The sequence below is a fragment of the Streptomyces sp. Ncost-T10-10d genome (assembly GCF_900091955.1).
Classification (GTDB): domain Bacteria; phylum Actinomycetota; class Actinomycetes; order Streptomycetales; family Streptomycetaceae; genus Streptomyces.
The window spans coordinates 22,180-41,957 of the sequence record NZ_FMDF01000015.1; the positions used below are offsets into that span (position 1 = coordinate 22,180).

The window sequence follows — 19,778 nt, forward strand, 5'->3', positions numbered from 1 at the left end:
TTCCACCATGCCCCACGCCACTGACAACCGGCCGACGGCCCTGCTCGCGATGGGCCCCGGCATCGCCGGACGCCTCCTCGCCGACCGCCACCGCACCCGGCTGGCCACCCTCACCCGTACCGATCCGCACCTCGTCGCCCACGACCTGGCCGACCCGACGCCCGAGGTGGCCGCCGCGCTCGCCGATGCCGAGGTGCTGTTCACCTGCTGGGGTGCGACGCCGCTCACCGCCGAGGTGCTGGCGGCCGCGCCCCGGCTGCGGGCCGTGGTGCACGCGGCCGGCTCCGTGAAGCACCACATCACGGACGCCTGCTGGGAACGCGGGATCGCCGTCACCTCGGCGGCCGGGGCCAACGCGCTGCCGGTCGCCGAATTCACGCTCGCCACGATCCTCTTCGCGGGCAAGCGCATCCTGCACTCCGCGGATCGCTATCGCGCCCTGCGCACCGATCACGACTGGCTCGCGGAGCTCGACGGCTGCGGCAACTACCGCCGTACGGTCGGCATCGTCGGCGCCTCCCGCATCGGCCGCCGCGTGATCGAGCTGCTGCGCCCCTTCGACCTGGACGTCCTGCTGTACGACCCGTACGTGGACGGTCCGGAGGCGACGCGGCTCGGTGTACGGCTCACCCCGCTCGACGAGCTGTGCGCCAGCAGCTCGGTCGTGTCGGTGCACGCGCCGCAGCTCCCGGAGACGCACCACATGATCGGCGCCGCGCAGTTGTCGGCCATGGCGACCGGGACGACGCTGATCAACACGGCCCGGGGATCGCTGATCGACGAGGAGGCACTGCTGCCCGAGCTGACCACCGGGCGGCTGCACGCGGTGCTGGATGTGACGGAGCCCGAACTTCCGCCCGCGCACTCGCCGTTGTACGACCTTCCGAATGTGCTGCTCACTCCACATGTCGCGGGTTCGCTGGGCGATGAGCTGCACCGGATGGCCGACCAGGCGCTGGACGAGATGGAGCGGTTCGCGGCCGGCCTGCCCTTCGCGGACCCGGTCCGGGCGGGGGCGCTGCCGCGCTCGGCGTGACGGCGGGCTTTGTCCCCTGCCCGCTCCTTCCCGATGTGCGTGAGCAGGCAGGTGGTGGCATCCCTGTGACCGGTTGATCGCCCTGGGCGGGAGGAGACCGGTCAGCGCGGTCGACTCCCGGGCCGTCGCCCCGACAGTTTCCGTGAACCCGCGGGCTGTCCACCTTCTCCGGTCCGGGATCAGTGGATCGACGATCTCGCAGCCGAGGACGACGCGGGCATCGGGGCATGGTGCCGACCCTGCGACGCCGACGGTCGAGCCCGGGCTCGAACGCGGCGAACAGGCGGTATGCCCACGCTCACGTCCATGCTGCTCTCGCCTTCGGCCTCACTGCCGAGGCAGTGGGGCCCGAATCCGGTCCGTGTCCCGCGACCACGCGCGAGCGGCCGCACATGCTCCACGTCCACCACGTCCACCACGTCCGCGGGAACGAGCGGCCCACACCACGCACAGCGTGCACCACCGTCGCTCGACGCCTGGCCGGGCACCGCCGAGGCCCGGTACCCCGCGACGGGGTACCGGGCCTCAGTGGCTGGGTGGAGCTACGGGTCAGTGCGAGTGACCGTGGCCGCCGTGACCGGCCTCGGCCTCTTCCTCGGCCGGCTTCTCGACGACCAGCGTCTCGGTCGTGAGCAGCAGCGACGCGATGGACGCGGCGTTCTCCAGCGCGGAGCGGGTGACCTTGACCGGGTCGATGACGCCGGCCTTCACCAGGTCGCCGTACTCGCCGGTCGCGGCGTTGAAGCCCTGACCCTTGTCGAGCTCGGAGACCTTCGAGGTGATGACGTAACCCTCGAGACCGGCGTTCTCGGCGATCCAGCGCAGCGGCTCGACGGCGGCGCGGCGCACGACCGCGACACCGGTGGCCTCGTCGCCGGTCTTGCCGAGGTTGCCCTCGAGAACCTTGACGGCGTGGACCAGAGCGGAGCCACCACCGGAGACGATGCCTTCCTCGACCGCGGCGCGGGTCGCGGAGATGGCGTCCTCCAGACGGTGCTTCTTCTCCTTGAGCTCCACCTCGGTGGCGGCACCGACGCGGATCACGCACACACCGCCGGCCAGCTTCGCGAGGCGCTCCTGGAGCTTCTCGCGGTCCCAGTCGGAGTCCGTGGCGTCGATCTCGGCCTTGATCTGGTTGACCCGGCCCTTGACGTCGCCGGGCTCGCCGCCGCCGTCCACGATCGTCGTGTCGTCCTTGGAGACGGTGACGCGGCGGGCGGTGCCCAGCACGTCCAGACCGGCCTGGTCGAGCTTGAGGCCGACCTCCTCGGCGATGACGGTCGCACCGGTGAGGGTGGCGATGTCGCCGAGCATGGCCTTGCGGCGGTCACCGAAGCCCGGGGCCTTCACCGCGACGGCGTTGAAGGTGCCACGGATCTTGTTGACGACGAGGGTCGACAGCGCCTCGCCCTCGACGTCCTCGGCGATGATCAGCAGCGGCTTGGAGCCACCGGCCTGGATGACCTTCTCCAGCAGCGGGAGCAGCTCCTGGATCGAGCCGATCTTGCCCTGGTGGATCAGGATGTACGGGTCGTCGAGGACGGCCTCCATACGCTCCTGGTCGGTCACCATGTACGGGGACAGGTAGCCCTTGTCGAAGGCCATGCCCTCGGTGAAGTCGAGGTCCAGACCGAAGGTGTTGGACTCCTCGACGGTGATGACACCGTCCTTGCCGACCTTGTCCATCGCGTCCGCGATGAGCTCGCCGACCTGCGGGTCCTGCGCGGAGAGCGCGGCCACGGCGGCGATGTCGGTCTTGTCGTCGATCGGGCGGGCGGTCGCGAGGAGCTCCTCGGACACGGCCTTGACCGCGGCGTCGATGCCCTTCTTCAGGGCGGCCGGGGAAGCACCCGCGGCGACGTTGCGCAGACCCTCGCGGACGAGCGCCTGGGCCAGCACGGTGGCGGTGGTCGTACCGTCACCCGCCACGTCGTTGGTCTTGGTCGCCACCTCCTTCACCAGCTGGGCACCGAGGTTCTCGTACGGGTCGTCGAGCTCGACCTCGCGCGCGATGGTGACACCGTCGTTGGTGATGGTGGGAGCGCCGAACTTCTTGTCGATGACGACGTTGCGGCCCTTGGGGCCGATCGTCACCTTGACCGTGTCGGCAAGCTTGTTGACGCCGCGCTCAAGGGCGCGACGGGCGTCCTCGTCGAACTTCAGAATCTTCGCCATGGCAGCTGAGCTTTCCTCTCAAACGAACTGCGCCCCCGACCACCCGGCTGGTTATTCGCAGGGGGCCAGGGGCGCAGAACACAAGCAAACGTGGGTGAATTACTTCTCGATGATCGCGAGAACGTCGCGAGCCGAGAGGACGAGGTACTCCTCGCCGTTGTACTTCACCTCGGTGCCGCCGTACTTGCTGTACAGCACGACGTCGCCGGTCTTGACGTCGAGCGGAAGGCGCTCGCCGTTCTCGAAGCGGCCCGGGCCCACGGCCAGGACGACGCCCTCCTGGGGCTTCTCCTTGGCGGTGTCCGGAATGACCAGGCCGGAGGCCGTGGTCTGCTCGGCGTCGAGCGGCTGGACCACAATGCGGTCCTCGAGCGGCTTGATCGCAACCTTGGTGCTGGCGGTCGACACGATCCGGTCTCCCCCTTCGGAGATCTCACGGGGTTAAGAGTCTTTGGGTGGCGACCAGGTGGATCCGTCGTCGCGGGTGCCGGACCTGCCAGTCGCACAGTACTGCTGGCACTCTCCAGTGGTGAGTGCCAGCACCGAGACTATGACCGGGATTAGCACTCGGTCAAGCGGAGTGCCAATTCAGCCAGTCGTGGCGTCATGCGGGCCCCGCTCGCGCACGGTGCGACGGGGCGCCCGTCGCATGCGACAGTCCGGACAACGCAACGGTCCGGACAACATAGAGGCAACGTGGGGACGGACCGTACCGTTCCGTACGACCGTGGGTCGGTGCTCGAACCTCCGTACCAGCCGTCGAACCCGCTCCCGCATCGCCCCTCGGCCGCGCAGGACTCCTCGCGCCCCGTGAACGGCTGCCTCGACGTGCTGCTGGGTCTGCTGCTGGTGGTCCTGGAGGGGCTGATCTGCGCAGCCGCCGCCTATTACCTGACCTTCTCGCAGTGGGACCCCGACGGCCAGGAGTCGACGGAGCCGCCGCCGATGGACTGGACGCCCGTCCTCGTCTTCGGCGCGATCGCCGTGGTGATCTGCCTGTTCGCCGTGGTGCTGATCCGCGCGAACCGGCCCTGGGCGGGCGCGGTCCAGATCCTGGCCGCGCTCCTGCTGTGCGTGGTGACGGCACTGGCCGGGCACGAGGACTACCGCCGCTCGCACCCTGCACCGGCCTCCACCCCTTCGTACGATCCCGGCCGGTCCGGCCACCAGTGCCTCAGCGGCGGCGACAGCCGCGAGTGCCTGGATTCCGGCGGCTGACGGCAGGCGGTGACGACCGGCGACCCCGGCTCCCCGTGATCGCCGTGCGAATGCGCCTGCGGGCCCGCCGCGGGGCTCGGCTTCGGGTGGGTCACCTTCTGCGCGGCCTTGCGGCCCAGCCGTTCGATCGGGTCCACCGACTGTGCGCATCCGGTGGTGGCGGCCAGCAGCGCACCGGTGGTCAGCAGTCCGGCGAGCAGCCGATGCGCCCTTCTCATACGTAGTCCTCCAGCCGGGCCACGGCGTATCCCTTGTCCGTGATGGTCTTCATGACCGCCCGCACCAGGTCGGCCATGCTGCCGCCCCAGTCCTTCCGGCCCCGGAAGTGCGTGAGGATGATGTCGCCGGGGTGCAGGTCCTGGTCCGCCTCGCGCCACTCCATGTGGTCCGGGAACGCCTCTGCGTTCCAGAGCGGTACGGCCTTGATGCCGCAGGACTTCGCGATGCGGAGTGTGTCCCCGTTGTAGTTGCCGTACGGCGGGCGGAAGAGGGTGGGCCGCTGCCCGTACTGCTTCTCGATGATGGCCTGCTGGTCGCAGATCTCGCTCTTCTGCTCGCTGTACGGGAGTCCGGGCAGGTAGGGGTGGTTGAGCGTGTGGTTGTTGAGGCCGACACCCAGCCGCTGCATCTCCATGAAGTACCCGTAGCTGTCGCGCACCAGGTAGTCGCTGAGGAACGCGCTGTACGGGATGTCCAGCTCGTCCATCATCTGCAGCAGTTCGGGGTCCTTCTCGCCACCGTCGTCCATCGTCAGGAAGACGACCCGGTCCTTGGTCGGGACGGTGGTGAAGACCGGCGGCAGCGAGTCGTCGCCGCCGTTGACCTCGAACCCCTCGCGCGTGGTGATGTGCGGCTTCACGGCGGGCGGCGGGGGTGCGATCAGCGGTGGCCTGTCCAGCCCCCACTTCTTGGCGAGGGCCGCCCGTACGGCCGCGCTGAACCTCGCGTTCTCACGGAGCCCGGCGGGTGCGCCGCCCTGGCCGGCAAGCTGTCCGGGAATCACCCCCGGTCCGGGAGCGCCCGGCGGTCCGGCGGCGGGTCGGGCCCGGTGCTCGTCGCCGGACCGGCCGCCGGTCCCGGAGGCGCAGCCGGAGCAGACCGCGGCGACCAGGAGTGCGGCCAGGACCGCGCAGGCCTGCCGATGCCTGCCGGAGCCCCGCCCGCCCCCCGGTCCGGGCACACCCGATCCGCTCCTTTTCATGGTTAATTTTTCCTTTTGTCGTACAAGTTGCATGGCGTCGCATCCTGCCAGCACGTGAGGGGGAGCCCCGGCCCGACACCGCCACCGGGCCCGCCGGTCAACCCGGCTGGCTCACAATGGGGCGCGTGAACGCCTTCGCCCCGAACGACCCGTCCGACGCCGACGACAGGTCCGACACCCCCGATCCGTCCGACCCCCTCGCCGCTTTCATGGCCCTGCGCACCCCCGAGGGCGCGGCGCTCCTGGACGGGCTGCGGTCGTACGACCCCGCCCAGGAGCTCGCCACCGCCACCCGACTGCGCCGCACCCACCCGGCCTCGCTGGTCTCGGCGGCGCTGGGACAGGCGCGGCTGCGGCAGCGGGCGGTGGCGAAATTCGGTGCCGAGGACGCGTACCGGATGTTCTTCACACCGAACGGTGTCGAGCAGGCGACGCGTACGTCGGTGGCCACCCATCGCGCACAGCGGTTCGTGGCGGCGGGCGGGGTGCGGAGCGTCGCCGATCTCTGCTGCGGGATCGGCGGCGACGCGATCGCGCTCGCCCGGGCGGGCATCTCCGTCCTCGCAGTGGACCGCGACCCGCTGACCGCCGAGGTGGCCCGCGCCAACGCCGCCGCGCTCGGCCTGGACGGTCTGATCGAGGTGCGGTGCGCCGATGTCACCGGGATCGACACCTCGCCTTACGACGCGGTCTTCGTCGACCCCGCCCGGCGCGGCGGCAGAGGCAGGATCTTCGACCCCGAGTCGTACTCACCGCCGCTCTCCTGGGCGACCGGCGCCGCGCTCGACGCGCCCCGTGCCGCGCTGAAGATCGCCCCCGGCATCCCGCACGAGGCGATCCCGGCGCAGGCGGAGGCCGAGTGGATCTCGGACGGCGGTGATGTGAAGGAGGCGGTGCTCTGGTTCGGCGAGGGTTTCGCGGCCGGTTCCTACCGCGCCACCGTGCTTCCCGCCGGCGCCACCCTGTGGTCCGGCGCCCCGCTGCCCGCCCCACCCGTCGGCCCGGTCGGCCGCTACCTGTACGAGCCGGACGGCGCCGTCATCCGCGCCCATCTGGTCGCCGACATCGTGGCGCGGTGCGACGGCCGACTGGTCGACGAGACCATCGCGTACGTCACGAGCGACCAGCTGTACGACTCCCCGTACACCGCCGGGTACGAGATCACCGACCGGCTGCCGTTCAACATGAAGAAGCTCAAGGCCCTGCTGCGGGAGCGGAAGGTCGGCGTCCTGACGGTGAAGAAGCGCGGCTCGGCCGTCGAGCCGGAGGAACTGCGCCGCAGGATGAAGCTCCAGGGGCCGAACGCCGCGACGGTCTTCCTCACCCGGGTGGCCGGAGCCCCGACGATGCTGATCGGCCACCCGCTGGCCGGACCCGCCTGACCGGCGGAGCGGCCATCAGGCCAGGTCGGTCAGGTCGTCGGCGTACACCTGCGAGAGCGGCTGAGGACCCACGTACTGCTGGCAGTTGCACTGCCCCGACTCGAAGCGGACCGGCTTCTTGGACTCGTCCCAGGCGGTCGGTACCTCGACCCGCTCATGGCACTTGCCCTGCTTGTCGTGCTTGGCGAGATGGTGCGTGCAGCCACAGACCGGCTCCGGCGGCCTGTGGGCCGCTTCGACGGCCAGCCGCTCCTGCTTGGCCGCCTCCAGCAGCTCCAGCTTGCGGGTGTGCCGGTTGCGCAGCGTGGTACGGACGTTGTCGACGGCCCACCCGAAGCCGCCCGTCCAGAAGATGATGAGCACCCACCAATACCACTCCATGTGACACTCCTCCCCCTGCGTGACTCATGTATCCGGTCAGGATAGGTCCGGGGTCAACGGTGCGCCCCGCCCCCGACGGAGAACAGCGGCTCCGGAGCGGGCGCCCCGATCAGTACCCGCAGCACCCAACGGCGGTGGGCGAACGCCTTGGTGATGCCGATCAGTCCGACGATCCAGCCGGTCATCCCGAGTCCCATGGTCAGGGCGACCAGGCCGTAGGCCCCCCGGCCCGCTTCGACGGTCGCCGGGACGGCGAAGCATGCGTACAGCCCGAGTGCGCACAGCGCGAAGGACATCAGCAGCCAGACCAGACTGACGCCCGGCATCCGCAACCGCGCATCGCGTGCCGGATCGCGGTCCAACCCGCCCCAGGCGGCGAGCAGTCGGCGGATGCGGCGGTCGCGGCGCAGACCGACGACGACGAGGATGATCGCGGGCACCATGCAGAAGGCACCCATGCCGACGAGAATCACACCGAGCACGATGCTGAAGACGTCGTACGACTGCTCGAACGTGACGATCGCCGAGCCCACCAGCGACCAGCCCACCGCACAGAGCGCTCCCCACAGCCACAGCATCGCGAGCCGCCCTGGTGAGACATGCATCTTCACCAACTCCCCGAGCACCACGGCCCGGTCGGCGAGCAGCGCCTCACGGTCGGGCCAGGCACGTATCTCCACGGGCGGTGGGGGCGGCGGAAGTTGTGCAGGGCTGACCATGGCCCCGACCCTATCGACCGGGCCCCCACTCCCTGCGAGGGGGCACAGTGCGTCGGGGCCGCCGCAGTGCCATGCTGGGAAGGGACACACGGAGGTTCGCGATGGGGTTCTATGTCGAGCGGATCGTGCCCCGGATCGCCGATGCCGTCGGCGGAATGAAGTCGGCCGAGCCGCTGCGGCGCCGGGTCTGCGAAGGCCTGTACGGCGAGATCATCGAGATCGGGTTCGGTTCCGGGCACAACGTTCCGTTCTATCCGGATGCCGTCACCGACGTGGCCGCGGTCGAGCCGTCCGATCTCGGCTGGAAGCTGGCCCGTGACCGTATCGACGCGGGGCACGCCCCGGTACGGCGCGCCTGTCTGGACAGCCGGTATCTGCCGTTCGAGGACAACACCTTCGACGGCGCCCTGTCCACGTGGACGCTGTGCACCATCCCCGACGCCGATGCGGCGCTGCGCGAGGTGCGGCGGGTTCTCAAGCCCGGCGCAACCCTGCACTTCCTGGAGCACGGGCTGGCGCCGGAGGAGGACGAGAACGTACGCCGCTGGCAGCGCCGCCTCGATCCGCTGGAGCGGCGGCTCTTCGCCGGGTGCCGTCTGACCCGGCCGGTCGCCGAGATGCTGACGGCCGCGGGGTTCACGATCGTCGACCTGGACGTGTTCTACGAGAAGGGCGCGCCGAGGCCGATGGGTGCCGACTCGATGGGCGTCGCCGCGCCCTGAGGGGGCCGGTTCCGGGTGCGGGGTTCAGGCGTTGCGCAGCGCCTCGATGTCCAGCTTCCTCATGCCGAGCATCGCCTTCATCGCCCGCTCGGCCTTCGCCGGGTCCGGGTCGGACAGCGCCTCGCTCAGCCCCTGCGGAACGAGTTGCCAGGACAGGCCGTACCTGTCCTTGAGCCAGCCGCACTGCCCCTCTTCGCCGCCTTCGGTGAGCCTGGACCACAGGGTGTCCACCTCTTCCTGCGACGCACAGTCCACGGACAGCGAGATCGCCTCGGTGAAGGGGAACTGCGGGCCGCCGTTGAGCGCGATGTACTCCTGGCCGGCCAGCCGGAAGTCGACGGTCATGACCTTGCCCGTCTCGCCCGGCGCCGCCTCGTTGTAGTACGTCGTGTCCAGCACCTTCGAGTCGCCGCCGAAGATGGAGATGTAGTGATGCACGGCCTCCTCGGCCTGGTTGTCGAACCACAGGAAGGTCTTGATCTTCTGCATGGTCTGCTCCTGTCGGGTGGCGCGGAGTCGGATGGTGCCGAAGCCTGTACGGGGGGTGGACCGGTCCGGCGCCCGGAACTCATCGGTCGGCGCGGCCCTGAAGTGCGGCACGGTCCAGGAGCATCGCGCGTTCCCGTTCGTTCCGGGTCAGTCCGGCCGCCCGTACGAACTCCGCCCGCGCCTCGTCCGTACGGCCCGTCCTGGCCAGCAGATCGCCGCGGACGCTGGGCAGCAGGTGGTAGTCCTTGAGCGCCGGGTCGTCGGCCAGCGCGTCGACCAGGGCGAGGCCGGCCGCCGGGCCCTGCGCCATCGAGACCGCCACGGCCCGGTTGAGCTCGACGACCGGGGACGGTGCGATCACGGCCAGGCGGTCGTAGAGGGCGGCGATGGTCGTCCAGTCCGTGTCCTCGTACGTCACCGCCCGGGCGTGGCACGCGGCGATCGCGGCCTGCAGGGCGTACGGGCCGAGACCGGCGCCCTCCTCCGTCGCGGCCACGGCCCGCTCCAGGGCCGCGACACCGCGCCGGATCAGCAGGTGGTCCCAGCGGGCCCGGTTCTGGTCGGCGAGCAGCACCGGCGCGCCGTCCGGCCCGGTCCTGGCGGCGGTGCGCGAGGCCTGGAGTTCCAGCAGCGCGACCAGGCCGTGGACCTCGGGCTCCCGCTCCATCAGGCCCGCGAGCACCCGGGCCAGCCGCAGCGCGTCCTCGCACAGCGCCGGGCGCAGCCAGTCGTCGCCTGCGGTCGCCGCATACCCCTCGTTGAAGATCAGGTAGATGACTTCGAGGACGGAATCGAGGCGGGCGGCGCGCTCGGTTCCGTGGGGCACCTCGAAGGGGACGCCCTCCCGGCCCAGGGTCCGTTTCGCCCGGACGATGCGCTGGGCGACGGTCGGTTCGGGCGCCAGGAACGCGCGGGCGATCTCATCGGTGGTGAGCCCGCCGAGCAGCCGCAGGGTGAGGGCGATCCGGGCCGCGGTGGAGAGCACCGGATGGCAGGCGGTGAAGATCAGCCGGAGCAGGTCGTCGTCGATGTCGTCCGCTTCGGCGGGTTCGGGCGGTGGCACGTCCTCCAGGGCCCGCCCGACCTCGGCCAGCTTGCGCGCGTACGTCTCCTTGCGGCGTACGAGATCGATCGCGCGGTGTCTGGCGGTGGCCATGAGCCAGGCGCCCGGCCGGTCCGGGACACCTGACTCCGGCCACTGTTCCAGCGCGGCCACCAGGGCGTCCTGCGCGAGTTCCTCGGCGATGCCCACGTCCCGCACGATGCGGGTGACACCTGCGATGATCCGCGCGGACTCGATCCTGAAGACCGCTTCGACCGTCGTCCTCGCGCTTGCTGCCGTCACGGTCACTCATCAGAACAGCCGTGCCGGGAAGCGGCAAGCGCGACCGGTCAGAGGCCCGTGGCCTCGTCGATCTGGCGGACCTCGGAGGTGACGGTCCAGTTCGCCGGGTGGATCTGCAGGAACCGCTTGGTCCATTCCAGGGCCTCGGCCTTGTCCTTGGCCTGGAGGATGGCGTAGCCGCCGACGACCTCCTTGGTCTCGGTGAAGGGACCGTCGGTGCAGCTGAGCTTGCCACCGGACCAGGTGATCCTCGTGCCCTGGGCGGTCGGGGTGAGCCCGGCCGTCTCCAGCATGACCCCGGCCTTGGTGATCTCCTCGAACAGGGCGCCCATGCGCTTCTCGAACTCGGGGCCCGGGTTCTCGGAGGGAAGGTTCTGCTCATCGATGCGGATCAGCGACATGAAGCGGGGCATGGTGACTCCTCGGTCCGAAGGGCGGGGTCCTTCCCCGCCTCTCACCCTTGCGTCGAACGGGAGACGGCCGGATCGACAGCTCCACCCGAATTCTTCTGAGAATCTTCCGGAGCGGCCACCGGGGCGGCCACCGGAGCGGTCCGTTCCGGTGCCGGGAGCAGCACCGCGGCCGCCTTCCCGCGCCCCGAACTGCCCGAGGACCCGCGCGAGCGGCTGCTCGCGGTGGCGGTGCACATGCACGGCACGCGATCACCGAGGGGCTGATCAGCCGAGGGACCCGACGGCCCCCAGGGACTCGAAACGCCATCGGTGCACCGGACGAGTGATCAACTCGGCGTCCGGTTCGGGGAGTTCGGGCAGCTCGTCGCCGTACGCCCCCTCCCACCAGGTGATGACCAGGACCCGGTCCTGCGGGGCGCGCAGCAGCTCGCGGCGCAGCGGCTCGCGGGCCAGCTCGGCCGACCGGGCGCGCGCCCACTCCAGAAGTTCGGAGCCCCTGCCGTCGGCGGCGCGGGCCTCCCACATCAGCGCAACGGTCGTACCGCTCATGAGTAGAGGTTGTCCTTGCTGATCTCGTGCACATGGTCGTGGTCGTGCGCATGGGCACCGGGGACATGGGTGTCGGTCACCGGCAGCGAGGAGTCCGCGGACAGCTCCAGATCCGACGCCGGCCTGCCCCGGGCCACCATCTCCGCTCCCAGCGCCGCGACCATCGCCCCGTTGTCCGTGCACAGCCCCGGCCGCGGCACCCGCAGCCGGATGCCGGCCCGCTCGCACCGTTCCTCGGCCAGCGCCCGCAGCCGCGAGTTGGCCGCGACACCGCCGCCGACCATCAGGTGGTCGACGCCCTCGTCCTTGCAGGCCCGGACGGCCTTCCGGGTGAGCACATCCACCACGGCCTCCTGGAAGGACGCGGCCACGTCCCGTACCGGCACCTCTTCGCCCGCCGCCCGCTTGGCCTCGATCCAGCGGGCCACCGAGGTCTTCAGACCGGAGAAGGAGAAGTCGTACGCGGGGTCGCGCGAGCCGCTCAGACCGCGCGGGAACGCGATCGCCTTCGGGTCGCCCTCCTTCGCCAGCCGGTCGATGACCGGACCGCCGGGGAAGCCGAGGTTCAGCACCCGGGCGATCTTGTCGAAGGCCTCGCCCGCCGCGTCGTCGATGGTCGCGCCCAGCGGCCGTACGTCATTGGTGATGTCCGGCGCGAGCAGCAGCGAGGAGTGGCCGCCGCTGACCAGCAGCGCCATCGTCGGCTCGGGCAGCGGGCCGTGCTCCAGCTGGTCGACGCAAATGTGCGAGGCGAGGTGGTTGACCCCGTAGAGCGGCTTGTTCAGCGCGTACGCGTACGCCTTCGCCGCCGAGACGCCGACGAGCAGCGCGCCCGCGAGGCCGGGCCCCGCGGTGACGGAGATGCCGTCGAGGTCGCGGGCGCTGATCCCGGCCTCCTTCAGGGCGCGCTCGATGGTGGGGACCATCGCCTCCAGGTGCGCGCGGGAGGCGATCTCGGGGACGACGCCGCCGTAGCGGGCGTGCGTGTCGACGCTGGACGCCACGGCGTCGGCGAGCAGCGTCGTCCCGCGGACGATGCCGACGCCGGTCTCGTCGCAGGAGGTCTCGATGCCGAGTACGAGCGGTTCGTCAGCCATCAGTCAGTCTCTGTCTCTTGTGCGGGCTCTTGCACCGTCAGGCGCATGACGAGTGCGTCGATGTTGCCGGGCTGGTAGTAGCCGCGGCGGAAGCCGATCGGTTCGAAGCCGAAGCGTTCGTACAGCTTCTGCGCCCGGGTGTTGTCGACGCGGACTTCCAGGAGCACCTCGGCACACTCGAAGGCCGTGGCGTGCTTCAGCAGATCGGTGAGGAGTTCGGAGCCGAGGCCGCCGCCCCAGTGGTCGCGGGTGACACCGATCGTCTGTACGTCGGCGAGGTCACCGGCCGCGGCGAGCCCGGCGTAGCCGACGATCCGGCCGGTGGCGGGGTCCTCGGCGACGACGTAGCGGCGGGTGGCCTGGGGGCCGCGGGAGTGCGCCAGCTCGGACCAGAACATGCCGGCCGACCAGGCGTCGTCCGGAAACAGCTCGTGTTCGAGCTCCAGCACCGGATCGATGTCCCACCAGCGCATCTCACGCAGTACGGCAGTCATGGTCGTCACTTCGGGGTGACCACCTTGTAGTTCTTCGGGACCTGGGCGTCGGGCCTGCGGAGGTAGAGCGGCTGCGGCGGCAGCAGTTCCGCGCCCGCGGCGAGACGCTCGGCGGCAAGGGCCGCCAGCGCACCTGCGCAGACGTGCTCCGGGCCCCGGGCGTCGGGGAACGCCTCGGGGTAGAGCACCGCGCCCGCCCCGACGACAGGAAGTCCGGCGAGCTGCTCGGCGAGGTCGGCGGGCCGGTCGACGGCGGGCTCCGTGGCGCGCGTACGGAAGTCCTCGTATCTCGCCCAGTAGACCTCCTTGCGGCGGGCGTCCGTCGCGACGGCGAACGGGCCTTCCAGGCCGTCCTGTCCGGCGGCGTACGCGAGACCGTCCAGGGTGCACAGCCCGTGCACGGGTACGGAGAGCGCGGAGCCGAAGGTCGCGGCCGTGACCAGGCCGACGCGCAGCCCGGTGTACGGTCCGGGGCCGACGCCCACGACCACGTCCGTCACGGCGTCGAGCTTCACCCCGGCCTCGGCGAGAACCCGGTCGACGGCGGGCAGCAGCAGCTCCCCGTGCCTTCGGGCGTCGACCTGGCCGGACTCGGCGACGACGGAGGTCCCGTCGTGAAGGGCGACGGTGACGGCGGGGGTGGCGGTATCCACGGCGAGCAAGAGCACGCAAACAGCCTACGGCTCCTCCGACCGGGCACGGCGTCCCGTACGGCGTCCTGGTACGACCGGCCCCGGCTGCTACCGTCACCGTGTACACGCGGGTACGACGTAAACGCTTGTACTACATACAGAAGTGAAAGGGGCGCGCACGGTGGCTAGGGGCAGCTCGGGAATCGTGGCCGGGCTCACTGCGGCGGCTCTCGCCGCGGTCGGTTTCCTGGCCTACCAGGCATCGGCGAACGCCCCCGACTCCGTCGCCGCCCCCAAGCCGAAGGTCTCCAGCAGCGCCCCTGTCACCAGCCATGACAAGCCGAAGGCCAAGAAGTCTCCGGCTGCGCTCCCTGCCGTCTCCGGTTCCGGGAAGCGTGTGGTGTACGCCCTGGAGGACCGTCAGGTGTGGCTCGTCGAGGCGGCCGGGGATGTGACCAGGACCTTCGAGGTCATGCCGAGCGCGCTGAGTCCGAAGCCCGGGACGTACGAGGTGGGTACGCGCTCGGGGCCCGCCACCAAGGGCTCGGACGGCGTGATGATCGAGCACGTGGTGCGGTTCGCGATGGCGGACGGCGTGGCCGTGGGATTCAGCGCGGCGCTGGACGGCTCGATGGGGAGCCCGGACCCGTCGCTGAAGACGGGCGGCGTGCGGATGTCCCGGGCCGACGGGGATGCGATGTGGAAGTTCGCGACGGTGCGCACGAAGGTGGTCGTCGTTCCGTGACCCCGGGGGTGCCCGCAATCGCCGGGCGGGCTTGAATTCCGCCCACACGGCTTGGGGTACCCCTCACCGCGTTGCCGCCCGTCCGTTCAGCCTGCCCTGCGCTCCAGGGCGGATTCGGCATGGTCGGCGCCGGAGGGCGGGACAACGGCCGGAGCCTGGTTTGTGGACGGCGGTGGCGGCGTCGAGACCGCCGTGGCCGCGGCGCCGGCCGCCAGCAGGTCTCTCATCGATGGCGGCGGCGGCACTTCACGTTCGGCGGGCGTCGTCATGGATGCCTCCTGAGGCTCCGATGGAAGGCGTGGTTAGGCAGACCTAACACGCTCTCGCCATCCATGTGACCACGCCTGCCCCGCCCGGCGCAACAACGTGCCGACACACTGTCGGAAAGCGCACCCGCGCTCAGCCCTCCAGCGCCCCGCGCGCCCCCCGCAGTTCCGCCCAGCGGGCCCCGATCCCCACCAGCGTCACCGAGCGCCGTTCATCGTCCGTGTCTCCGACCGCGCGGTGGATCAGCACCTGCAGCCGGTCCTCCGACAGTTCCTCGACCTTGCCGTCGCCCCATTCCACGACCACCACCGACTCCGGCAGCGACACATCGAGGTCCAGGTCCTCCATCTCGTCCAGCCCGCCGCCGAGGCGGTACGCGTCGACGTGGACCAGCGCGGGACCGCCGGTCAGCGACGGGTGGACGCGGGCGATCACGAAGGTGGGAGAGGTGACGGCGCCGCGCACCCCGAGGCCCTCGCCGAGCCCCCGGGTCAGCGTCGTCTTCCCGGCGCCGAGCTCACCCGTGAGCATCACGAGGTCGCCGGGGCGCAGTACACCCGCGATCCGGCGGCCGAGGGCCTGCATCTGTTCGGGGGACTCGACGGCGAGGCTCACGGTGACGGTGCGCGGCGCGGCGCTCTCGTCCACCTCAGCCGCCAGGCTGTTGTGCGGTGCTTCCATGCCCGCCAACGTTAGTCGCTGCCGGCACCGCGCCGACGCGCACCAGCAGGTCCGCCAGCCGGTCCGTCACCGTTTCCGGGTGTTCCAGCATCACCAGATGACCGGCGTCCGGGACGATGACCAGCTCCGCGTCCGGGAGATGGTCCGCGATGGCCTCGCTGTGCGAGCTGGGCGTCACCAGGTCCTTGTCGCCCGCCAGGATCAGCACCGGGAGGTCGCGGAAGGCGGGCAGGACGTGGCTCTTGTCGTGTTCGGTGAAGGCCGGGTAGAACTCGGCGACCACATCGATCGGCGTGGATTCGATGAGCCGCTCGGCGAACCGCTCGACCGACGGGTCCACGTCCCGTGAACCGAACGAGTACCGCTTGATCAGCCCGGCGAAGAGATCGGCCGTCGCCCGCCGGCCCCGTTCCACCAGCTCGGCCTGGGAGCCGAGCGCCCTGAGCACCCCGGGCAGCACCCGCCGCACGGCGTTCACGCCCGCGATCGGCAGCCCGAAACTGACCTCGCCGAGCTTTCCGCTCGATGTGCCGATGAAGGCGACGGCGGCGACCCGGTCCCGGATGAGCTGGGGGTACTGCTCGGCGAGCGCCATCATCGTCATTCCGCCCATCGAGTGCCCGACCAGCACCAGCCGGCCCTCCGGGGCGGCCGCGTCGATGACCGCCTTCAGATCACGGCCGAGCTGGTCGATACCGACCGTCACCCCGTCCGCCTGGGCCCGGCCCCGCTCGGAGCGGCCGTGGCTGCGCTGGTCCCAGTGGACGGTGCGGACCAGGCCGCGCAGGGCCGCCCGCTGGAAGTGCCAGGAGTCCTGGCTCAGGCAGTAGCCGTGGCTGAAGACAACGGTGACGGGCGCGGGTGCCTTGCGGCCGAAGAGCCGGCGGCGGCGCGTACCGGCCCCCGTGGCGGCAGCGGAGTCGCCGGTACCGCTCTCGCCGCCCCCGGCCCCCGGGCCGCCGTCCGGTTCGACCTCGTCGACCTCGTAGTACAGCTCGGTGCCGTCGTCGGCCGCGGCCCGGCCCGGCAGCCCGCGCAGCGAGCCGTACGGCCCCGAGGCGTCCAGCGCCAGCCTCGCCCTTCTGCGCATGCCACGGCCCACGGTCAGCCGCTCGACCGCGACACCGGCGGCCGCACCCGCCGCGATCACACCTATGGCGGCTCCGGCGATCCCTGCCCGGCGCCAGCCGACCGCCGTAGCAGCCGTCGTCACCGCGTCCCCCGCGCTGATCTCGCTCACCGTGCCGCGCTCCTCGTCGGTCGTATCCGTCAGGTCAGGGCTGGTCTGTTCCGGTCGTGCTCAGATCGTGCCTGGTCAGGGGCGCTTGATCGGTCAGGACTCGGCCGGGGTTCCATTCAGATGGACGCGCGGCACACGGCTGCTGATCCGGGTGACGATCTCGTACGCGATCGTGTCGCAGGCCTTCGCCCAGTCCTCGGCGCTCGGCTCGCCCCGGTCCCCCGGGCCGAAGAGCACCGCCTCGCTGCCCACCTCGACCTCGTCCCCGTCGAGGTCGACGACGAACTGGTCCATGGCCACCCGGCCCGCGATCCGCCGCCGCACACCGGCGACCAGGACGGGAGCACGGCCGGAGGCATGGCGCGGGATGCCGTCCGCATAGCCGACCGGTACCAGGCCCAGGGTGGTCTCGGCGGAGGTCGTGTAGTGGTGTCCGTAACTGACCCCGTGACCGGCCGGCACCTGCTTGACCAGGGCGACCGACGCGACGAGCGTCATGACGGGGCGCAGCCCGAAGTCGGCCGGGGTGCCCAGCTCGGGGCTGGGCGAGATGCCGTACATCGCGATCCCGGTCCGGACGAGATCGAAGTGCGCCTCGGGGATCGTCAGCGTCGCCGGGGAGTTGGCGATGTGGCGCACCTCGGGGTCGACGCCCTCCTTCTCCGCGTACGCGACCATGTCCCGGAACGCGTTCAGCTGGGCGGCGATGGAGGGGTGGCCGGGCTCGTCGGCGCAGGCGAAGTGGGACCAGAGGCCGGTGATCCTGACGGTGCCCGCGTCCTCGGCGGCACGGGCGGCGGCGACCAGCTCCGGCCAGTCGGCGGGCTGGCAGCCGTTGCGCCCGAGGCCGGTGTCGGCCTTGAGCTGGACACGGGCCGGAATGCCGGCCTCCGTGGCCGCGGCCACGACCTCGCGCAGGGCCCACATCCCGCTCACCGACACGTCGATGTCGGCCTCGATCGCCTCGCGCCAGGGGCCGCCCGGCGTCCACAGCCAGCACATCACCCGGCCGCCGAGTCCGGCAGCCCGCAGGGCGAGCGCCTCCTGCGGCGTCGCGGTGCCCAGCCAGGTCGCCCCTGCCTCCAGCGCGGCCCTGGCGCAGGGCACCGCCCCGTGCCCGTACGCATCGGATTTGACGACGGCCATGAGTTGCGCGCCGACCGCCCGCGCGCGCAGCACACGCACGTTGGCGCGCAATGCGGCGAGGTCGATCTCGGCACGGGCTCTCAAGGACGCTGTCTCGTTCATCGCGCCCAGTCTCTCAGAGGCGTACGACAGGGCCCTCGGGCGGCGGGTCGGGAAGGGCGCGCAGCCGGGGTCGCCCGCCGTGCCGGGTGCGTACACCTCAGTGACGGCGCAGCTCGTGTTCCAGATGGTCGACGAGGACCGGGACATGGCTGTGCGGTACGTCCTTGACCGCCGTGACGAGCGTCACCGGGCCGCCCTCGCGGACCAGTTCCACCAGTTCCCCGACGGCCGCGGCGTGGGCGGGGTCGGCCAGCTCGGCGCGGTAGCGGTCGACGAAGTCGTCGTAGCGGGTGCCCGTGCGGTCGTCGTGATACCAGGCGCGCAGCTCGTTCGACGGGGTGACGTCCTTGAGCCATTTGTCGATCCGGGCCCGGTCCTTGGCCACGCCGCGCGGCCAGAGCCGGTCGACGAGGACTCGGGTGCCGTCGGCGTCCTCCTGCGGGTCGTACACCCGGCGTACACGCACATCGCTGCTGCTGCCCACGATCGGCCCTCCTGTCGACCCCTGTCGGCGCATGTCGGCGTCTGCCTGCGCCCAGGATCACTCAGGCCCGTACATCCCGCCACGCCGCCGCCATCGCCTCGGCGACGTCCTGCGCGGCGACGGGAGCGCCGTTCGAGGCGTGGCGGGCGGCCAGGCCGTGCAGATACGCGCCGACGGACGCGGCGTCGCGCGGGGCGAGGCCCGCGGCCAGCAGGGAGCCGGTCAGGCCGGAGAGGACGTCGCCGCTGCCGGCCGTGGCCAGCCAGGCGGTGCCGGTCGAGTTGACCCGTACGGGAGTGTCTCCGGTGTGGGTGGCGACCAGCGTCGTCGACCCCTTGAGCAGGACCGTGGCGCGGTAGCGGGCGGCCAGTTCCCGCACGGCGGCGAGCCGCCCCGCCTCGACCTCCTCGCGCGGGACGCCGAGCAGGGCCGCGGCCTCACCGGCGTGCGGGGTGAGGACGGTCGGCGCGGTGCGCGCGCGTACGGCGGTGGCGTCGAGCAGCCGCAGCCCGTCCGCGTCGACGAGCACCGGAACATCCGCGGCCAGCACGCCACGGACCGCCTCGACGGCCTCCGTACCGTCACCGAGCCCGGGCCCGACGACCCATGCCTGCACCCGCCCCGCCTTCGACGGCGGCCCCGCGTGGACCAGCGTCTCCGGATGGCGGGCGATCACCGCGCCGGCGCCGGGTCCGACGTACCGCACGGCTCCGGCACCGCCCCGCAGCGCCCCGGAGACGGCCAGCACCGCCGCCCCCGGGTACCGCGCCGACCCGGCGACGATGCCGACGACACCACGCCGGTACTTGTCGCTCTCGCTGCTGGGAACCGGCAGAAGCGCGGCGACGTCCGCGTACTGCAAGGCCTCCAGGTCGGGTACGTCGGGCAGCTCGGGCCCGAGCCCGATGTCGACGAGGTGCAGCGCGCCCGCCAGGTCGGCGGCCGGGTCGATGATCAGTCCCGGCTTGTACGTACCGAAGGTGACGGTCGCGTCGGCCCGCACCGCGTCGCCGAGCACCTCACCGGTGTCGGCCTCCACCCCGCTGGGCAGATCGACGGCGACGAAGGCCGCACCGGTCGCCCCGAAGTCCCGCACCAGCGCGGCGGCCTCCGCACGCAGCCCGCCGCGCCCGCCGATGCCGGTGATCCCGTCCACGACGAGATCGATGTGCCCGCCCCAGGCGCTCGTCACCCCGTCCCCCTCCGCCACGCGCCCGCCCGCAGCGAGGAGCGCCGCGAGCCCGCTCTCATGGGCGCGCC

23 protein-coding genes and 1 pseudogene are annotated in these 19,778 nt (G+C 71.5%); 6 read left to right on the top strand and 18 right to left on the bottom strand.

The genetic code is table 11. The features are described from left to right. Window positions 1-7: 7 nt before the first annotated feature. The gene (locus GA0115254_RS01695) at window positions 8-1,036 is read left to right on the top strand and encodes a hydroxyacid dehydrogenase (protein WP_093893468.1); all 1,029 of its coding nucleotides are present in this window, start codon (window positions 8-10) and stop codon (window positions 1,034-1,036) included. Between the two features lie 549 nt (window positions 1,037-1,585). On the opposite strand, the gene groL is transcribed toward GA0115254_RS01695, so the two are convergent. Together groL and groES are read right to left on the bottom strand one after the other, a co-directional pair. Further along, entirely contained in the window at window positions 1,586-3,211 is a 1,626-nt protein-coding gene (gene groL / locus GA0115254_RS01700) for a chaperonin GroEL (protein ID WP_093893469.1), read from the bottom strand. 99 nt (window positions 3,212-3,310) lie between these two features. After that, the gene (groES, locus tag GA0115254_RS01705; protein WP_093540722.1) at window positions 3,311-3,619 is read right to left on the bottom strand and encodes a co-chaperone GroES; all 309 of its coding nucleotides are present in this window, start codon (window positions 3,617-3,619) and stop codon (window positions 3,311-3,313) included. A gap of 288 nt (window positions 3,620-3,907) precedes the next feature. On the opposite strand from groES, the gene GA0115254_RS43710 reads away from it, so the two are divergent. Beyond that, complete coding sequence (locus tag GA0115254_RS43710; RefSeq protein ID WP_141720746.1) at window positions 3,908-4,429, top strand: DUF6234 family protein; 522 nt, start codon at window positions 3,908-3,910, stop codon at window positions 4,427-4,429. A gap of 214 nt (window positions 4,430-4,643) precedes the next feature. Here the strand turns inward: GA0115254_RS43710 and GA0115254_RS01715 are convergent, their stop codons facing one another. Continuing rightward, a complete protein-coding gene (locus GA0115254_RS01715; protein ID WP_093893471.1) occupies window positions 4,644-5,663 on the bottom strand; it encodes a polysaccharide deacetylase family protein in 1,020 nt (339 codons plus the stop codon). Between the two features lie 83 nt (window positions 5,664-5,746). Here GA0115254_RS01715 and GA0115254_RS01720 point away from each other — a divergent pair, with 83 nt between their 5' ends. After that, window positions 5,747-7,012, top strand: a complete 1,266-nt coding sequence (locus GA0115254_RS01720; RefSeq protein ID WP_093893472.1) for a THUMP-like domain-containing protein — start codon at window positions 5,747-5,749, stop codon at window positions 7,010-7,012. A gap of 15 nt (window positions 7,013-7,027) precedes the next feature. On the opposite strand, the gene GA0115254_RS01725 is transcribed toward GA0115254_RS01720, so the two are convergent. Further along, complete coding sequence (locus tag GA0115254_RS01725; RefSeq protein WP_093893473.1) at window positions 7,028-7,393, bottom strand: hypothetical protein; 366 nt, start codon at window positions 7,391-7,393, stop codon at window positions 7,028-7,030. A 53-nt stretch (window positions 7,394-7,446) separates the two neighbouring features. Then, window positions 7,447-8,112: a hypothetical protein gene (locus GA0115254_RS01730; RefSeq protein WP_093893474.1), complete on the bottom strand. Its 666-nt coding sequence runs from the start codon at window positions 8,110-8,112 to the stop codon at window positions 7,447-7,449. 101 nt (window positions 8,113-8,213) lie between these two features. On the opposite strand from GA0115254_RS01730, the gene GA0115254_RS01735 reads away from it, so the two are divergent. Then, window positions 8,214-8,834, top strand: a complete 621-nt coding sequence (locus GA0115254_RS01735) for a class I SAM-dependent methyltransferase (RefSeq protein ID WP_093893475.1) — start codon at window positions 8,214-8,216, stop codon at window positions 8,832-8,834. A gap of 24 nt (window positions 8,835-8,858) precedes the next feature. Here the strand turns inward: GA0115254_RS01735 and GA0115254_RS01740 are convergent, their stop codons facing one another. The 3 genes from GA0115254_RS01740 to GA0115254_RS01750 form a co-directional block, all read right to left on the bottom strand. Further along, the gene (locus GA0115254_RS01740) at window positions 8,859-9,323 is read right to left on the bottom strand and encodes a VOC family protein (RefSeq protein WP_093893488.1); all 465 of its coding nucleotides are present in this window, start codon (window positions 9,321-9,323) and stop codon (window positions 8,859-8,861) included. Window positions 9,324-9,402: 79 nt separating this feature from the next. Next, complete coding sequence (locus tag GA0115254_RS01745) at window positions 9,403-10,674, bottom strand: RNA polymerase sigma factor (RefSeq protein WP_370740810.1); 1,272 nt, start codon at window positions 10,672-10,674, stop codon at window positions 9,403-9,405. Between the two features lie 41 nt (window positions 10,675-10,715). Beyond that, on the bottom strand, window positions 10,716-11,081 hold the full coding sequence (locus tag GA0115254_RS01750) for a YciI family protein (protein WP_093893477.1): 366 nt from the start codon (window positions 11,079-11,081) through the stop codon (window positions 10,716-10,718). Window positions 11,082-11,237: 156 nt separating this feature from the next. Here GA0115254_RS01750 and GA0115254_RS45475 point away from each other — a divergent pair. Continuing rightward, a pseudogene (locus GA0115254_RS45475) lies at window positions 11,238-11,321 on the top strand (TetR/AcrR family transcriptional regulator); the annotation flags it as partial. Window positions 11,322-11,345: 24 nt separating this feature from the next. Here the strand turns inward: GA0115254_RS45475 and GA0115254_RS01755 are convergent. The 4 genes from GA0115254_RS01755 to tsaB are packed head-to-tail and all read right to left on the bottom strand — an operon-like array spanning window position 11,346 to window position 13,889. Continuing rightward, complete coding sequence (locus tag GA0115254_RS01755) at window positions 11,346-11,630, bottom strand: hypothetical protein (protein WP_093893478.1); 285 nt, start codon at window positions 11,628-11,630, stop codon at window positions 11,346-11,348. Beyond that, on the bottom strand, window positions 11,627-12,727 hold the full coding sequence (gene tsaD, locus GA0115254_RS01760) for a tRNA (adenosine(37)-N6)-threonylcarbamoyltransferase complex transferase subunit TsaD (protein ID WP_093893479.1): 1,101 nt from the start codon (window positions 12,725-12,727) through the stop codon (window positions 11,627-11,629). The genes GA0115254_RS01755 and tsaD overlap by 4 nt, the downstream gene beginning before the upstream one ends. Then, entirely contained in the window at window positions 12,727-13,230 is a 504-nt protein-coding gene (gene rimI / locus GA0115254_RS01765) for a ribosomal protein S18-alanine N-acetyltransferase (protein WP_093893480.1), read from the bottom strand. Before rimI ends, tsaD begins: the two co-directional genes overlap by 1 nt. Next, window positions 13,227-13,889, bottom strand: coding sequence for a tRNA (adenosine(37)-N6)-threonylcarbamoyltransferase complex dimerization subunit type 1 TsaB (gene tsaB, locus GA0115254_RS01770; RefSeq protein WP_256102349.1), 663 nt, complete (start codon window positions 13,887-13,889; stop codon window positions 13,227-13,229). The genes rimI and tsaB overlap by 4 nt, the downstream gene beginning before the upstream one ends. 145 nt (window positions 13,890-14,034) lie before the next feature. On the opposite strand from tsaB, the gene GA0115254_RS01775 reads away from it, so the two are divergent. After that, window positions 14,035-14,598 (top strand): hypothetical protein, encoded by a 564-nt coding sequence (locus tag GA0115254_RS01775; protein WP_256102350.1) that lies wholly within the window; start codon window positions 14,035-14,037, stop codon window positions 14,596-14,598. An 86-nt stretch (window positions 14,599-14,684) separates the two neighbouring features. Here GA0115254_RS01775 and GA0115254_RS42870 read toward each other — a convergent pair whose 3' ends face one another. The 6 genes from GA0115254_RS42870 to GA0115254_RS01800 form a co-directional block, all read right to left on the bottom strand. Continuing rightward, entirely contained in the window at window positions 14,685-14,867 is a 183-nt protein-coding gene (locus GA0115254_RS42870; RefSeq protein ID WP_107451289.1) for a hypothetical protein, read from the bottom strand. Between the two features lie 130 nt (window positions 14,868-14,997). Continuing rightward, complete coding sequence (tsaE, locus tag GA0115254_RS01780; RefSeq protein ID WP_093893482.1) at window positions 14,998-15,546, bottom strand: tRNA (adenosine(37)-N6)-threonylcarbamoyltransferase complex ATPase subunit type 1 TsaE; 549 nt, start codon at window positions 15,544-15,546, stop codon at window positions 14,998-15,000. Then, window positions 15,515-16,786, bottom strand: a complete 1,272-nt coding sequence (locus tag GA0115254_RS01785) for an alpha/beta fold hydrolase (RefSeq protein WP_093893483.1) — start codon at window positions 16,784-16,786, stop codon at window positions 15,515-15,517. The genes tsaE and GA0115254_RS01785 overlap by 32 nt, the downstream gene beginning before the upstream one ends. A 93-nt stretch (window positions 16,787-16,879) precedes the next feature. After that, a complete protein-coding gene (alr, locus tag GA0115254_RS01790) occupies window positions 16,880-18,034 on the bottom strand; it encodes an alanine racemase (protein ID WP_093893490.1) in 1,155 nt (384 codons plus the stop codon). Window positions 18,035-18,131: 97 nt separating this feature from the next. Beyond that, entirely contained in the window at window positions 18,132-18,518 is a 387-nt protein-coding gene (locus GA0115254_RS01795; protein ID WP_093893484.1) for a DUF488 domain-containing protein, read from the bottom strand. Window positions 18,519-18,579: 61 nt separating this feature from the next. Continuing rightward, a partial coding sequence (locus tag GA0115254_RS01800) for an NAD(P)H-hydrate dehydratase (RefSeq protein WP_093893491.1) occupies window positions 18,580-19,778 on the bottom strand: 1,199 nt, incomplete at its 5' end.

Excerpts from the sequence above, each read along its gene's own strand:
- GA0115254_RS01750 (WP_093893477.1), bottom strand. The coding sequence starts at position 11,081 with ATGCCCCGCTTCATGTCGCTGATCCGCATCGATGAGCAGAACCTTCCC.
- tsaE (WP_093893482.1), bottom strand. The coding sequence starts at position 15,546 with ATGGAAGCACCGCACAACAGCCTGGCGGCTGAGGTGGACGAGAGCGCC.
- GA0115254_RS01730 (WP_093893474.1), bottom strand. The coding sequence starts at position 8,112 with ATGGTCAGCCCTGCACAACTTCCGCCGCCCCCACCGCCCGTGGAGATA.
- GA0115254_RS01735 (WP_093893475.1), top strand. The coding sequence starts at position 8,214 with ATGGGGTTCTATGTCGAGCGGATCGTGCCCCGGATCGCCGATGCCGTC.
- GA0115254_RS42870 (WP_107451289.1), bottom strand. The coding sequence starts at position 14,867 with ATGACGACGCCCGCCGAACGTGAAGTGCCGCCGCCGCCATCGATGAGA.
- GA0115254_RS01720 (WP_093893472.1), top strand. The coding sequence starts at position 5,747 with ATGGGGCGCGTGAACGCCTTCGCCCCGAACGACCCGTCCGACGCCGAC.
- GA0115254_RS01740 (WP_093893488.1), bottom strand. The coding sequence starts at position 9,323 with ATGCAGAAGATCAAGACCTTCCTGTGGTTCGACAACCAGGCCGAGGAG.
- groL (WP_093893469.1), bottom strand. The coding sequence starts at position 3,211 with ATGGCGAAGATTCTGAAGTTCGACGAGGACGCCCGTCGCGCCCTTGAG.
- alr (WP_093893490.1), bottom strand. The coding sequence starts at position 18,034 with ATGAACGAGACAGCGTCCTTGAGAGCCCGTGCCGAGATCGACCTCGCC.
- GA0115254_RS01715 (WP_093893471.1), bottom strand. The coding sequence starts at position 5,663 with ATGCAACTTGTACGACAAAAGGAAAAATTAACCATGAAAAGGAGCGGA.
- GA0115254_RS01755 (WP_093893478.1), bottom strand. The coding sequence starts at position 11,630 with ATGAGCGGTACGACCGTTGCGCTGATGTGGGAGGCCCGCGCCGCCGAC.
- GA0115254_RS01725 (WP_093893473.1), bottom strand. The coding sequence starts at position 7,393 with ATGGAGTGGTATTGGTGGGTGCTCATCATCTTCTGGACGGGCGGCTTC.
- GA0115254_RS01695 (WP_093893468.1), top strand. The coding sequence starts at position 8 with ATGCCCCACGCCACTGACAACCGGCCGACGGCCCTGCTCGCGATGGGC.
- tsaD (WP_093893479.1), bottom strand. The coding sequence starts at position 12,727 with ATGGCTGACGAACCGCTCGTACTCGGCATCGAGACCTCCTGCGACGAG.